The sequence below is a fragment of the Pseudomonas sp. GW821-FHT12A04 genome (assembly GCF_058807755.1).
Map to the genome: position 1 here is coordinate 230,363 of NZ_JBXAQZ010000001.1, position 13,946 is coordinate 244,308.

Consider the following 13,946-nt stretch of genomic DNA (forward strand, 5'->3'; position numbering starts at 1 on the left):
GAGCAACACTTCACACGAGGATTGACCCATGACCGCTTACTACTACCTGGCCATTGCCATCTGCGCCGAAGTGATTGCCACTGTTTCGATGAAAGCGGTCAAAGGCTTCAGCACCCCGCTGCCACTGGTGCTGGTCATCGTCGGGTACGGGATCGCCTTCTGGATGCTGACCCTGGTGGTGCGCAGCGTTCCGGTGGGCGTGGCGTACGCCGTGTGGGCCGGCATGGGAATCGTGATGGTCAGCGTCGCGGCCCTGTTTATCTATGGGCAGAAGCTGGACGTGCCGGCGATGATGGGGATGGCGCTGATTGTGCTGGGCGTTGTGGTCATCCAGCTCTTCTCCAAGACTGCCGGGCACTAGAGCTCGAAACACGATCCCCTGTGGGAGCGAGCTTGCTCGCGATGACGGCATGGCATTCAGCATCAATGTTGACTGACCCACCGCTATCGCGAGCAAGCTCGCTCCCACAGGGTTACTCGTTGGCTCGAGAGCACTGGCATCAGCCCCTCCAATCTTCGAGTCTGTATACTGCGCCCTCGTCTTGAACACAGAGGTCGCCGAATGCCATCCGTTATTTCCACCGACGTGCTGATTGTCGGCGCTGGTGTCGCCGGCCTCTGGCTGAATGCGCGCCTGCGTCGCCAGGGTTTTTCGACCGTGCTGGTGGAAAGCGCCAGCCTCGGCGGCGGGCAGAGTGTCAAGTCCCAGGGCATCATCCACGGGGGCGCCAAATACGCGCTGCATGGCGCCCTGACCGGTGCCTCGGAAGCCATCGCCGACATGCCGCGCCGCTGGCGTGAAGCCTTGGCTGGCGACGGCGAACTGGACCTGTCCGGGGTGCGCCTGTTGTCCGAAGCCCATTACCTCTGGTCCCCTGGCACCCTCGCCGGCAACCTCACCAGTTTCTTCGCCAGCAAAGCCGTGCGCGGCCGCGTCGATCAGGTCAAGGGCGAGCAATTGCCGCCAGCCCTGCAAGACAAACGTTTCAAGGGCAAGGTCTATCGCCTGGCGGAACTGGTGGTCGACGTGCCAAGCCTGATCCAGCGCCTGGCCGATCTGGCCGGAGATGGCTTGCTCGCCGGGCAGAAGATCGAGCCGCTGCTCGAAGGCGGCGTGCTGGTCGGCCTGAAGGTGGACGAGCGCGAGATCCGTGCCCAACGCATCGTCCTGAGCGCCGGCGCCGGAACCGCGGCATTGCTTGAAACGCTGGGCCTGAGCCAGCCCGCCATGCAGCGCCGCCCGTTGCACATGATCATCGCCAAGGGGCCAAGCCTCAAACCGCTGTACGCCCACTGCCTGGGTGGTGGCACCAAACCGCGCATCACCGTGACCACGCACCCGGCGGCAGATGGCCAATGGGTCTGGTACCTGGGCGGAGATATCGCGGAATCCGAAGGCGTGACCCGTGAGCCCGCCGAGCAGATCGCCACCGCACAGAAAGAACTAGGTCAATTGCTGCCATGGATCGACCTGAGCACAGTGCAATGGGCGACCTTGCGCGTGGATCGCGCCGAACCGCTGCAATCAGGCCTGACCCGTCCCGACAACGCCTTTGTGGCCGAGGAAGGCCGACTGCTGGTGGGCTGGCCGACAAAACTCGCCCTGGCGCCGGACTTCGCCGACCGGGTGATCGCCAGCCTGACCCGCGACGGTATCCAGCCAAGCCACCCGGCAGCACTGCCTGAACTGCCAAAGCCGCCGATGGGCGTACCGGCCTGGGAGCAACTGCTGCCATGAGCCAACCGACCCTGCACGACCTGCATCGCCCGTTGGGCAGCACCGGCCTGCTGGTTTCACCCCTGGGCCTGGGCACCGTGAAACTGGGCCGCGACCAAGGGGTGAAGTACCCCAACGGCTTTCAGATTCCCGATGACGATGAAGCACGCAGGCTGCTCAAACTCGCCCGCGACCTGGGCATCAACCTGATCGACACCGCCCCGGCCTATGGTCGCAGCGAAGAACGCCTCGGCCCGTTGCTGCGCGGTCAGCGTCAGGATTGGGTGATTGTCAGCAAGGTCGGCGAGGAGTTTGCCGACGGCCAGTCCCGTCACGATTTCAGCGCCGCACACACTCGAATGTCGGTGGAACGCAGCCTGCACCGCCTGGAAACGGACTTCATCGACCTGGTGCTGGTGCACTCCGATGGCAACGACCTGGCGATCCTCAATGACTGCGAAGTCTACGACACCCTCGCTGCGCTCAAGGCCGAAGGCAAGATTCGCGGTTTCGGGTTTTCCGGCAAAACCGTCGACGGTGGCCTCAAGGCACTGGAGCAAGGCGATTGCGCGATGGTCACCTACAATCTGAACGAACAAAACGAGAAGGCCGTCATTGACTATGCTGCTGCACACGGCAAAGCCATTCTGGTCAAGAAAGCCCTCGCCAGTGGTCATGTCTGCCTGAGTCCGGGCGTGGATCCGGTGCGCGCCAGTTTCGAGTTGTTGTTTGAACATCCGGGTGTTGCCAGTGCTATTGTCGGGACCATCAATCCGCTGCACCTCGCCCACAATGTCGCGACCGTTGCCCAGGTCCTACGTAGCCACTGACGCCGCCCACGCGGCCTTAAGCAGGAGCCGACATGTCGCGTACGCTCATCAGAAAGAACCCGAGCAACTTCAAGACCCTGCCGTTATTCGTCGAAGCGACCCCCGAAGGCCTGGCTTATCAGAGCGTCGGCAGGCCGCTGAATTTTTCCCAGACTCTGCAACGTCGTCGGCCGGTGACGGTTGGCGACAGCGAACGGTTTGCCCTGGAGTTGGCCAACCTCGGGGTTTCGGTGCGCCTGACCCTGCATTGGCAGAATCGCGACTATTGGGTGCTGGTGCGCCAACGCCGGCAGGACCGTGGCGATGTGGTGCTCAAGCTGATCTCCGGTTACGTGCCCGCCCATGAACTGAATCTGCCCTTGCACACGGCGATCCAGGAGATAGCCGAAGAATGCCTGCTGGAAACCCCGGAAGGCTGGCTCGGTGGGCGGTTCAACGACACCTGGCTGCCAGCGCCCTACTCGGCCGCCCTGCATTACCGTGAAGCCCTGCCGTTTCGCTTGTCGCCACTGTCTGGCTCGGCGCGACCGGTACGTTGCGCCAACCTGATGCTGATGGAGCGTCCGCGGGCTTACGTGCATTTGCCAACAGCGTCACTGCAACTGATCTACGACTTGCGCCTGGACGTTCCCAAGGAAGCCAAATCCCTGAGCCTGTTCCATGTCGATGAACGACTGGAAGGCGATCAACTCGTCGCCCGCCTCGACCGCAAGCGCCCCGATCTGTACTTGATGCCCCTGCAGGACGGCCACCCGATGGCTGAGCTCTACACCTTGAAAAAGGATCAGCTGTGTCCCGCCAGCACGCGCGGACTGTACCTGGCCGAGAGTTTTGCCCGACAGGAAGGCTGGCTGGTTCGCGACGAGCGAATTCGCTGGAAGGACTGGGTGAGGCAGCAGGGCCTGACCCCGCCGGGGAAGGATTCAGGTCTGGCGCGGTTACGCGGGAAGGCCAAGCTGTTGCTGAAGAAAATAGTGCCGCGTAAAGCGGCACGATAGGAAGATCACGTGGATTTTTGTGGCGAGGGGGGCTTGCCCCCGTTCGGCTGCGAAGCAGTCGGAGAACCCGTGCATGCGGTGTACCTGATACCCCGCAGTTGCAGGTTTTAGGGTCGCTTCGCAACCCAACGGGGGCAAGCCCCCTCGCCACAGCAAGCCCCCTCGCCACAGGTGGCCGCAGATTATTCAGACTTGCGGATCTTCTCGACAATCGCGGTGGTCGAGCTGTTTTCCACCAGCCCCAGCACTTTCACGGTACCGCCATAGGCCGTCACGATGTCCGCGCCGACCACCTGGTCGATGCCGTAGTCGCCGCCCTTGACCAGCACGTCCGGTTTGACCGCGCTCAGCAGGTTTTCCGGGGTGCCTTCCGAGAAGCTGATCACCCAGTCCACCGCACCCAGGCCGGCCAGTACGGCCATGCGCCGGTCGACACTGTTGATCGGACGGCCTGGCCCTTTCAGGCGGCTGACCGATGCATCGTCGTTGATCGCCACGATCAGGCGATCGCCCTGGGCCCGCGCCTGCTCCAGATAGGTCACGTGACCGGCGTGCAGGATGTCGAAGCAACCGTTGGTGAACACGATCCGCTCGTTGTGCGCACGGGCATCATCGACCGCCAGCAACAGTTGCTCAAGGCCCAGCACTCCACGCTCGGAACCTTCCTCGCGCTGAATCGCACGACGCAGTTCAGGCGCACTGATGGCCGCCGTACCGAGCTTGCCGACCACAATACCGGCCGCCAGGTTGGCCAGGGCCACCGCGTGGGGCAACTCCTCACCCGCAGCAATCGCGGCCGCCAGGGTGGAAATTACTGTGTCGCCGGCACCGGTCACGTCAAACACTTCACGGGCCCGGGCCGGCAAGTGCAGCGCTGGATGATCCGGGCGCAGCAAGGTCATGCCGTGCTCGCCACGGGTCACCAGCAAGGCACCGAGGTCCAGGTCGTGCATCAGTTGCGCGCCCTTGCTCACCAATTCGTGCTCATCGGCGCAACCACCGACGATGGTTTCGAATTCGTTGAGGTTTGGCGTGATCAGGCTCGCACCACGGTAGATCGAGAAATCCTTGCCCTTGGGATCGGCCAGCACCGGAATGCCTCGGGCACGGGCAGCCTGGATCAGCGTCTGATGGTTTTTCAGCGCGCCTTTGCCGTAGTCGGACAGCACCAGCACCTTGATGCCTTCGAGCAACTCATCGACCTGCGCGGCCAGCGCCAGTGCGTCGGTGGCGAAGGGTTCTTCGAAGTCGATGCGCAGCAATTGCTGGTGACGGCTCATGACCCGCAGCTTGACGATGGTCGGCTGGTGCGCAATGCGCTGGAAGATGGCCCGCACGCCGGCGCCCTTGAGGCTGTTGACCAGGCTGTTGGCGGCTTCATCGTCGCCGGTGACACCGACCAGCGAAGCCGGAGCCCCCAGGGCGGCAATGTTCAAGGCAACGTTGGCAGCACCGCCCGGGCGGTCTTCGATGTGATCGACCTTGACCACCGGCACCGGTGCCTCAGGAGAAATCCGTGAGGTACCACCATGCCAGTAACGGTCGAGCATGACATCGCCGACTACCAAGACAGGGGCTTGATCGAATCGCGGCATGGACAACTTCATGGTGCAACCCACATACAGAATGAACAGGGGCGCGATATTAACACAGGGTTGGTGTCGGCTAGTGCGGTGGCTGCAACGGGATGATTCGCCAGCATTTTTTGCTCATTTTTTGAGCAATAAACCCGCTAGGCGAAATCATCAAAGTCACGGTAGTGGCTGGCCGGTTTCGACGGGAGTGCGAAAGGGCGAGCCAGGCTCGCCCTTTCGGGATCAGGCGATGTCTTCGGCCGGGGCGTCGAGGCCCATCGCGTTGAGGCGCGAGTAGTAGCCGTTTTGCGCCAGCAGTTGTTCATGGGTGCCGCGCTCGACGATTTTCCCCTGATCCATGACCAGGATCAGGTCGGCCTTCTCGATGGTCGACAGGCGGTGAGCGATCACCAGCGTGGTGCGACCTTTCATGACCTGGTCCAGGGCTGCCTGAATATGCCGCTCGGACTCGGTATCGAGCGCCGAAGTCGCCTCATCGAGGATCAGCAGCGGAGCATTCTTCAACAGTGCCCGGGCAATCGCCAGGCGCTGGCGCTGGCCACCGGACAGCAGCACGCCGTTTTCCCCGACCTGGGTGTCCAGGCCTTCAGGCAATTGAGCGATGAAGTCCATCGCGTAGGCATCCTTGGCCGCCTTTTCAATGTCTTCACGGGGTGCGCCAGCCAGGTCGCCATAGGCGATGTTGTTGGCCACGGTATCGCTGAACAGGGTCACGTGCTGAGTCACCTGGGCGATATGCCGACGCAGGTTCAACAGCTTGTACTGCTCCACTTCGACGCCATCGATCAGGATTTCGCCCTTGTCGTGGTGATAGAAACGCGGAATCAGGTTGGCCAGGGTCGACTTGCCGCTGCCCGAACGTCCCACCAACGCCACCATTTGCCCGGGCTCGACCGAGAAACTGATGTCATTGAGCACCTGACGCTCGGTGTCAGGGTAGGTAAAGCTGAGGTTGCGCACATCCAGGCGACCGCTGACCACATCACGCTCGACGGTGCCGGTATCGACTTCAGGCTGGACATCCAGTTGCTCGAAGATACTTTCAGCGCCGGCCACACCCTTCTGGATGGTCGAGCTGACTTCGGACAGCTGGCGAATCGGCTTGGGCAGCAGGCCAGCCAGGGTGATGTAGGCCACCATGTCGCCGGCCGACGCATCGCCCCGCAGGAACAGCACCAGGAACATCAGCACGGCCATGGCGGTGTAGATCACCAGTTGCAGCAACGGCGTGTAGATGGCGCCGGTGCGGGTCATGCGCAATTGCTTGTCGGTGTTGCCCTGGCTGGCATCGAAGAAGCGTTTCTCTTCGTACTTTTCACCGCCGAAGCTGCGCACCACGCGATAGCCCTGGATTGTTTCGGACGCCACATGCGTCACGTCCCCCATGGCCAGCTGGATTTTCTTGCTCTGCTTGCGGAATTTCTTGCTGGCCGTGCGCACCATCAGGGCGATCAACGGCAGGATGGCGACCATGACCAGCGTCAGGCGCCAGTTCATGTACAACAGCGAGGCAAACAGGAAGATCACCGTCATGCCTTCACGGATTACGACCTTGATCGCATCTGTTGCCGCCCCCGTGACCATGGTCACGTTGAAGGTAATACGTGAAATCAGGTGCCCCGAGTTATGCTTGTCGAAATACCGGTTTGGCAACACCAGCAGGTTGTTGAACAACTGGACCCGCAAGTCATGGACCAGGCCCAGGGAAACCTTGGCCAGAAAGTAGTTGCCCAGGTACGACCCCAACCCCTGCCACGCGGCGATCAGGATGATCAACAATGGCACCGCCTGCAGCAGTTGCAGATCCCGCAGGTAGGGCACTGTTGGAAACAGCACCGCTTCAGGATTGGATAGACCGTCGACGAAGTACTTGAGAATGTAGCCCAGCATTGGCTGTGTCGAAGCGAAAATCAGAAAACCGACGATGCTGATCAGAAACAGGCTGATATACGGCCGGACATAGCCGAGCAGGCGGAAGTAGATTTTCAAGCTCGATGGGCTTGCGCAGAGACTGGAGTCGGTCATATCACGCGAATGTCGATGAAAAGGACGCTGACTTTACCACAGCTTCCCCAGGGTTCTGGCAATCGCATACAGTCTGTGTATTGTGGCGCGTCAAACAGCCACCAGATGTCCCTGCCTTGGTATGATCGCTCAATTCAGGAATAAGTTACCCAGCATGCAATTAAACGTTTTGAACAGCACGTCCAACAGAATCTTCGATTTCATTTGTTTGTGGATCCTTCCGCTCGGTTATTTGTTCCTGCTTTGTGCGCTGTTTTTCCTGCCGGGGCGCAGTGTGCATCACAAGCTTTATTATGGCCTGTTCAGCATTCCGGCACTCTTTGCACTGTGCCTGCGGCCGCGGCTCGGCAAAGAGTTGCTGCGCGAGCCGATCGTCATTGCAGCCCTGCTATTTATGGCGTGGGCACTGCTCAGCCTGTGCTGGAGGCCAGACGACGACATCGACTTTGGCCAGTTCAAACCGCCATTGCACACCTTGTTGCTGTTCGTAGGCTGCTACCTGCTGGTGCGCTTTCGCAGCGAAATCATCCAGCCCCTGCTGTTCTGCGCCGCAACGGTGGCACTGGTCATCTCTGCCTACAACCTGTACAGGTTCGACCAGATCTACCAACCGGAAATGCGCTTGATCGGTGTAGGCGCATTCGACAATCCACTGCTCAGCTCCCACGTTTTCGGCTTTTTTTGTACCTATTGGCTGAGCCTGAGCATGACCTGCAAGCGACGCCAGGTACTTTGGCTGAGCGTACCGGCGATGGCGATCATGTTTGCCGCAGTGCTGGCCACCGGCTCCAGGACCCCACTGGTTGCACTGACGCTGGCGGCGCTATGGCTGTGTTTCATCTGCTGGAATCGACGCTCGGTCTTCATGCTTGGCGCCATGTTCTTCGCCGGTGCGGCGACTTTCGCGTTGTTTGCGGACAAAATCTTCGAAAGAGGCAGCTCCTTCCGCATCGAGCTCTGGCAATTGACCCTGAACCGGATCGCTGAACACCCATGGATCGGGCACGGTTACAACGCCGCACTGAGACTGGACCCCGGCGTAGGCTACAACCTTCAGGAACCCCATAGCTTTGCCCTGGGCGTGCTCTACTACGTCGGCATTATCGGCCTGCTGCCATGGCTGTTCTTTGTTGTATGGAGCTTCATCAGCAGCCGGCGCCATCGTGTGCAACCGCTGTTTATCATCGCCTCAGCCTGGCTGGCCTTCGGTATCGGTGCAGGCCTGACTGAAGGTGGCGGGATCATCTCTCGCCCCAAGGAGCACTGGTTCCTGCTATGGATCCCCTTGGCGCTGATTGCCGCATTGAGCATCAATCAACGTGCCCGGCGCCTGCTGGACACGCCGATCAAGACGGCGACACCAAGCGCCCTGCAACAGCTGACTGCCGATGCCAGGGTCATCGAAGAGGATGGTCTGGGCCCAAAGGTCCTGCGCCTGACCGATGGCAGTTTTCTCAAGCTGTTCCGTCGCCGTCGCTGGTATACCTCGGGCAGTTTCACGCCCTACTCCGATCGGTTTGCCGTCAATAGCGTGCAACTGCGCGGCATGGGCATCCCGACACCGCACATCCTCGACCTTTACCGGTTCGAAGACGGCAGCACCGCCGTGCATTACTCCCCGTTGCCAGGCAACACGCTGCGCCAGATCCTGCAAGGCATCACCGCCCCGGCGGTGCGCCAGGCACTGGTGGAGCGCTTCGGTAAATTCATGGCTCAACTGCACCAGCAAGGGGTCTACTTCCGCTCCCTGCACCTGGGCAATGTGCTGGTGCTGGAGGACGGCGAGTTCGGCCTGATCGACCTGGCCGACCTGCGAATTTACCCCTCGGCATTGAGCCCTTCCCTGCGTCGGCGTAATCTGCGCCACATGCAGCGCTATGCATCGGATCGGCATTGGTTGTTCGAGGATCACTTCGAAGCACTGCTGCTGGGATACGCCGCGACGGCCTCGAAAGCCGACGTGGATAAATTGCACAGGCACGTGCTGGCCGGTAGTCCTCCGGCCCAGGCTCACTGATGACAGAAACCAACCCGCTTATCGCGATGGCGGCCTACCTGCTCGCCATCGCGACCGCTGCGCTACTGTTGCGCAGCGTGCCGAAAATCCCCCGAGAGCTGGAGCATTGGGGCGAAAGCCGCTTTGCCGGCATCGACGGCTTACGCGGGTATCTGGCCTTCGGCGTGTTCGTGCACCACTCGATCATTACCTGGATCTTTCTGAAAACCGGCGTGATCGACTTTCCACCGAGCAACTTCTACTCGCAGCTCGGCCAGGGTAGCGTCGCCCTCTTTTTCATGATCACCGGCTTTCTGTTCTGGAACCGCTTGCTCACCCACGGACGGCAGCACGACTGGCTGGCATTTGCGGTATCCAGGCTGTTTCGCCTCTACCCGCTCTACCTGCCGCTGATGTTGACCGTGTTTGTCTGTGTGTTCTATTTGCAGGACTGGGAACTCAAGGACTCCGGCACCCAACTCATTGGCCAGACCCTGGCCTGGCTGATCTTCGACCGGCCAGACGTCAACCAGTACCACCAGACCGGCATGCTGATCTCCAACGTCACCTGGACGCTGGGGTACGAGTTGTTTTTCTACCTGGCCCTGCCACTGGCCGCCATGGTGTTCATTTATCGCGGCGGCTGGATGCAGACGGTGCTGTGCCTGATCGGCATCTATACCCTGTACCAGGTTGTCGGCTGGGAACACTCGCTGAAGAAGCACTTCCTGGCCAGCTTCCTCGGCGGTATCGCTGCGGCGTACTGGATTCGCCGTCCACAATGCGTCGCCTGGAGCCTGTCTCCACTGGCGGGCATCGTCGCCCTGCTCGCGCTGGCGATCGCCTTTACGGCGTTCAACCGGGCATTCAACCTGGGGGCGCTGCTGCTGCTTTCACTGTTCTTTGTGATCGTGGCGTCCGGCAATACCTTGTTCGGCGCCCTGAGACCACGCAGCATCCGCTGGCTGGGGGAAATCAGCTACAGCACGTATCTGCTGCACGGTTTCGTGCTCTGGGTACTGGTGCAGCGACTACCGCCGATTTTGCACCTTGATGTCCGGCAAGCCTGGGTCTTCCTGCCGTTGCTGGCCGTGTGCAGTTGCCTGCTGATCATCATCAGCAGCCTGGCTTACCTGTACATCGAAAAGCCCGGTATCAATGCCGGCAAGAAAACCCTGCACTGGTTGCGCCAGAACAGGAAGCCGAGGAAAGAACTTCCAGAGGAAACAGCTCAACAACGTTGAGCCGTTTCCGGGGCATGCCTCCGAGGACAATGCCCCGCCTTCCCCCCCTTGAATCCAGCCTCCGGCTCAGTCTTTCTCCAGCCGTGAGAAATACATCCGGCCCAGTCCACGCCAGGTTTTCTTGTTCCAGGCCTTGAACGGAATCTGCGCCAGCAACTCCCGCGCCAGCTTGCGATCACGGTTGGCGGTCTTGAGGAACATGGAATTGAGGAACTTGTAGCGCACCTCGTCATACAGCGGGTGATCGCTGAAGAGCGCGTAGGTGCGCAGGATGCTATCGATCATGAAACGGTGGTTCTTGTAGGAGTTGGTGGCGTGCTTGCGATAGCGCGCCATCAACACATTCAGACCATCGATGAAGTAACCGGCATGGGTCACCTTCAGCTCGATCAGCAAGTCTTCCAGGCGAATGGTCGGGTCGAAACCGCCCACCTTGTCCAGCGCTTCGCGGCGGATCATCAGGGTAGGCGCCGGAGGATAGGGCTTGCGCTCAAGGAACATGTCGTCGAAATCCAGACGACGGAACGGCACATCCCGACGCTGGCGCTTCTCGGGGTAGAGATTGCCGTCGGCATCGATCAGTTCGATGTTACCGGCGCAAATGCCGACCTCGGGCTTGCCCTCCATATGCGCGACCTGAGTGGCGATTCGCTCCGGCAGCATGATGTCATCCGAACCGAACGGCACGATCAGGCTGCCCTTGGCCCGGGCAATTGCACCGTTGAGGGTGTTGGTCAGCCCCTGGTTTTCCTGAACCCGGAAGTCGAAGCCATGGATGGCCTGCAATGCCTTGATCCGCTCGACGCTGTCATCCTTCGAGCCGTCGTCGACCACCAGCAACTCGATGTTCCGATAGGTCTGGTTGAGGACGCTGAGAATGCTTTCCTCGATGTAAGGAGCGTGGTTGTACGACGCGATGATGACCGTGACGATGGGTTGCGCGTCGTTCATGGCTGCTCCTTGCGGGCCTGTTCCAGGCCGGAATCGATCAGATTGAGGTATTCGCGACGGAACTCCTCAATGTCATGGTGTTGCTGCAGATAACGGAAGGACTGCTCGCCCTTGGCCTTGAGCTCGTCATCCGAAAGGCCAAGGTAAGTGTCCAGCGCCGCCTGCAGCGTCGGCACATCCTTCGGCGTAATCGCCAGGCCACCGGCCCCCTCGATGAGCGGCAACATGGCCGGCACGTTCGAGGCGATCACCGGCAAATGCCCGCTCATACCTTCGAGCAGCGCCAGCCCGAGGCCTTCGGCCAAAGAAGGCATGGTCCAGATGTCGAAAGCTCGAATGTACTGCAGGGCAATTTCCTTGAACCCCAGCAAATGGGCGCGACCGCTGAGGCCGAGGCGGTCGATTTCCGCGGCCAGGCGCGACTCTTCTCGGCCGGCACCAATGATCGCCAGTTGAGTATTGGGGTATTTGTCCTTGAGTGCCGCGAAGGCCTGCAGCAAATAGATATGACCCTTGACCGGCACCAGTCGCCCCAACGCACCGATCAGCCGCACCGACGGATCGATGCCCAGCATTTCACGGGCCTTTTCACGACTGTGTTGCAGACCTTCGGCCTGCTCGATGTCGATGGCATTGGTGATGGCATAGGTATTCTGATCGGTGAAGCCACAGTCACAGTCCAGCAGATACTGTTTCACCGCTGGCGACACGCCGACGAAGCGCCAGTGACGATCAATCAGGCGCTGGGTCTGGCGGCGCCGGTAAAAACGGTCGTACTCGCCAAAGCCGTGGGAAATACCGATGCACAGCGGCACTTTCAACCAGCGGTTGAGCGCCAGCATCATGTTCACCGGCTTGAAGCGGTTGCAGATCACTACATCGAATTTTTCCCGACGGCAGAACTTGTACAGCTGCCACATGGCCCGCAGGCGCATGCCCTTGAGGGATTTGTCGGAAAATTCGAAGTACACCGAACGGTCGGCTCGGCTCACTGCTTCGCCCGGCCCGGGTTTGCCGCGCAGAAACGCGGCGGTCACTTCATAGCGATCACTGGGTAGGGCCTTGACGATTTGCTCCGCGAGGTCGGCGAAATCATGGGCTTTGACGTTGTAGTCAGGCTGCAGCTGCAGGACCTTTGACCGCTGACTCATAACTCTCCCCGCTGAGAAACATTGCCTGGTGTGTGCTTGATGGACCACAAAAGCTCGTGGCGCCGGACTGCCTTACGAAAGAATTCGTTCTGACCATAGGTGGACGGCAACCGGCCGGCCAACAAACGTTGTATCAACCGACGCAAGCGACGCTTGAACGGCATCGCCGATTGCAGGTCGTGCATCATGCCCAACGCCATGGCCTTGTCTCGCTGCTGCTCCAGCGGCAAGGGCAGGCAATAAGGCTGCATCGGCTGGGCCGGATCGAAGGCCGGCGGCAAGGCGATGCCATCACCGGTATCACCCATCGGCCAGCGGTCGTTGTCGTGCAGGTGGTTGGCATAGCCCAATAGCGTGGTCGGCTGCCAGTCCAGGCCTTGCAAGGCTTCGAGAACTGCCGCCTGGGCGCAGACATGGTCGGGATGCGGATCGAGGGTCGGATGCGGCAGGACGATGACCTCGGGGCGGGCCCGCAGCAGCAACTCACGCAGATCCGCCAGCAGATTGTTCCAGGTCGGCGCGCCATCGGCATCGCCCGGCAGCGTGAAAGGATTCAACTGACGGAACAGCCGGGTATCGTCCAGGTCCGCTTCCCGCGATCCCGCGGCCACCGCAGGCGCGGCCTGCATGCTCGCCAGTTGCAGACAGAAATAACCCAGTTGTACGCAGCGGGCCTCGGGTACACCGGCCCAACGTGGCACGGTGATGCTGTCCCAGGTGCGCAGGCGGCCTTTCAAGCGGGCCGCATCGACCTTGTTCAGTCCCATCTGCCGGTAGTGTTCGGCTTCGATTTCGCCCGCTGTCAGCGTGACGATCCAGGTTTCGTCGGCCTGGCTGTACAAACCGTAGGCTGCCAGCTCGGCATCATCGGCGTGGGGCGCGATGACCATCACCCGTTGACGCCGATAATCCGGATGTTCCAGTGCCCACAGCACAGGCTCACCGAACACACGACAGAAACGCCCGCGCAAGCGCAGCTCGCCACGCGACAGCGCCTGAGCCTGACCACTGAGATTGAGATAACGCAGGCCGTTTACGCCTCGTTCGAAGGTTTGTCGGTCAGGGTTTTCGCCCCCCACCAACTCGACCACTGGATCGATAAAACGTCCCAGCCATGTGCTTTTCACCCGCAGGGCCAGCACCAGCGTCGCATCGTCGACCAGCATCACGCCCTCGTCCAGCCGCAAATGTTCACCGTTCAGGTGCACTTTGGGCTGGGGCGTGTAGGGCGGAAAGCTGTACTGGTAATCGTCTTTCGGTGAGTAGAACAGGTGGTCGGCAAACCAGGCTTCGTGGGCAACCCAACCCAGAACCGCCAGCACCAGCGGCAACCACCAGGCCACCAGCACACCCATGACGATCAACAGCACCAGCGCAATCAGCAGGCCGATACGTTTATTGCGCCGATGGCGCTTGAGCAGTTGCTGTTTGCGGTTCAT

11 protein-coding genes are annotated in these 13,946 nt (G+C 60.7%); 6 read left to right on the forward strand and 5 right to left on the reverse strand.

What is annotated here, in order from left to right:
* The first annotated feature begins 28 nt into the window (after positions 1-28).
* The 4 genes from AC1RS8_RS00980 to AC1RS8_RS00995 all read left to right on the forward strand — a co-directional run bounded on the left by AC1RS8_RS00980 (position 29) and on the right by AC1RS8_RS00995 (position 3,545).
* Complete coding sequence (locus AC1RS8_RS00980) at positions 29-361, forward strand: DMT family transporter (protein WP_150811907.1); 333 nt, start codon at positions 29-31, stop codon at positions 359-361.
* A gap of 201 nt (positions 362-562) precedes the next feature.
* Positions 563-1,738: an NAD(P)/FAD-dependent oxidoreductase gene (locus AC1RS8_RS00985; RefSeq protein WP_057712272.1), complete on the forward strand. Its 1,176-nt coding sequence runs from the start codon at positions 563-565 to the stop codon at positions 1,736-1,738.
* Entirely contained in the window at positions 1,735-2,547 is an 813-nt protein-coding gene (locus AC1RS8_RS00990; protein WP_057712273.1) for an aldo/keto reductase, read from the forward strand. The genes AC1RS8_RS00985 and AC1RS8_RS00990 overlap by 4 nt, the downstream gene beginning before the upstream one ends.
* A gap of 32 nt (positions 2,548-2,579) precedes the next feature.
* The gene (locus AC1RS8_RS00995; protein ID WP_057712274.1) at positions 2,580-3,545 is read left to right on the forward strand and encodes a hypothetical protein; all 966 of its coding nucleotides are present in this window, start codon (positions 2,580-2,582) and stop codon (positions 3,543-3,545) included.
* Between the two features lie 182 nt (positions 3,546-3,727).
* Here AC1RS8_RS00995 and hldE read toward each other — a convergent pair whose 3' ends face one another.
* Both hldE and msbA read right to left on the reverse strand, forming a co-directional pair.
* On the reverse strand, positions 3,728-5,152 hold the full coding sequence (gene hldE, locus AC1RS8_RS01000) for a bifunctional D-glycero-beta-D-manno-heptose-7-phosphate kinase/D-glycero-beta-D-manno-heptose 1-phosphate adenylyltransferase HldE (RefSeq protein ID WP_057712275.1): 1,425 nt from the start codon (positions 5,150-5,152) through the stop codon (positions 3,728-3,730).
* A 210-nt stretch (positions 5,153-5,362) separates the two neighbouring features.
* Entirely contained in the window at positions 5,363-7,165 is a 1,803-nt protein-coding gene (msbA, locus tag AC1RS8_RS01005) for a lipid A export permease/ATP-binding protein MsbA (protein WP_057712276.1), read from the reverse strand.
* Positions 7,166-7,319: 154 nt separating this feature from the next.
* On the opposite strand from msbA, the gene AC1RS8_RS01010 reads away from it, so the two are divergent.
* Both AC1RS8_RS01010 and AC1RS8_RS01015 read left to right on the forward strand, forming a co-directional pair.
* On the forward strand, positions 7,320-9,182 hold the full coding sequence (locus AC1RS8_RS01010; protein WP_493162149.1) for an O-antigen ligase family protein: 1,863 nt from the start codon (positions 7,320-7,322) through the stop codon (positions 9,180-9,182).
* Positions 9,182-10,405, forward strand: coding sequence for an acyltransferase family protein (locus AC1RS8_RS01015; RefSeq protein WP_057712278.1), 1,224 nt, complete (start codon positions 9,182-9,184; stop codon positions 10,403-10,405). The genes AC1RS8_RS01010 and AC1RS8_RS01015 overlap by 1 nt, the downstream gene beginning before the upstream one ends.
* Positions 10,406-10,471: 66 nt before the next feature.
* Here the strand turns inward: AC1RS8_RS01015 and AC1RS8_RS01020 are convergent, their stop codons facing one another.
* From AC1RS8_RS01020 to AC1RS8_RS01030, 3 genes are read right to left on the reverse strand one after another with little or no spacing between them, the layout of a single operon-like run.
* Positions 10,472-11,356, reverse strand: a complete 885-nt coding sequence (locus AC1RS8_RS01020; RefSeq protein WP_102669306.1) for a glycosyltransferase — start codon at positions 11,354-11,356, stop codon at positions 10,472-10,474.
* On the reverse strand, positions 11,353-12,507 hold the full coding sequence (locus tag AC1RS8_RS01025; protein ID WP_150754789.1) for a glycosyltransferase family 4 protein: 1,155 nt from the start codon (positions 12,505-12,507) through the stop codon (positions 11,353-11,355). Before AC1RS8_RS01025 ends, AC1RS8_RS01020 begins: the two co-directional genes overlap by 4 nt.
* A complete protein-coding gene (locus AC1RS8_RS01030) occupies positions 12,504-13,946 on the reverse strand; it encodes a PIG-L deacetylase family protein (RefSeq protein ID WP_489339637.1) in 1,443 nt (480 codons plus the stop codon). The genes AC1RS8_RS01025 and AC1RS8_RS01030 overlap by 4 nt, the downstream gene beginning before the upstream one ends.

Bases quoted from the DNA above. Each gene is read 5' to 3' on its own strand.
- AC1RS8_RS01015 (WP_057712278.1), top strand. From the start codon at position 9,182: ATGACAGAAACCAACCCGCTTATCGCGATGGCGGCCTACCTGCTCGCC.
- msbA (WP_057712276.1), bottom strand. From the start codon at position 7,165: ATGACCGACTCCAGTCTCTGCGCAAGCCCATCGAGCTTGAAAATCTAC.
- AC1RS8_RS01020 (WP_102669306.1), bottom strand. From the start codon at position 11,356: ATGAACGACGCGCAACCCATCGTCACGGTCATCATCGCGTCGTACAAC.
- AC1RS8_RS01030 (WP_489339637.1), bottom strand. From the start codon at position 13,946: ATGAACCGCAAACAGCAACTGCTCAAGCGCCATCGGCGCAATAAACGT.
- hldE (WP_057712275.1), bottom strand. From the start codon at position 5,152: ATGAAGTTGTCCATGCCGCGATTCGATCAAGCCCCTGTCTTGGTAGTC.
- AC1RS8_RS00980 (WP_150811907.1), top strand. From the start codon at position 29: ATGACCGCTTACTACTACCTGGCCATTGCCATCTGCGCCGAAGTGATT.
- AC1RS8_RS00985 (WP_057712272.1), top strand. From the start codon at position 563: ATGCCATCCGTTATTTCCACCGACGTGCTGATTGTCGGCGCTGGTGTC.
- AC1RS8_RS00995 (WP_057712274.1), top strand. From the start codon at position 2,580: ATGTCGCGTACGCTCATCAGAAAGAACCCGAGCAACTTCAAGACCCTG.
- AC1RS8_RS01010 (WP_493162149.1), top strand. From the start codon at position 7,320: ATGCAATTAAACGTTTTGAACAGCACGTCCAACAGAATCTTCGATTTC.
- AC1RS8_RS01025 (WP_150754789.1), bottom strand. From the start codon at position 12,507: ATGAGTCAGCGGTCAAAGGTCCTGCAGCTGCAGCCTGACTACAACGTC.
- AC1RS8_RS00990 (WP_057712273.1), top strand. From the start codon at position 1,735: ATGAGCCAACCGACCCTGCACGACCTGCATCGCCCGTTGGGCAGCACC.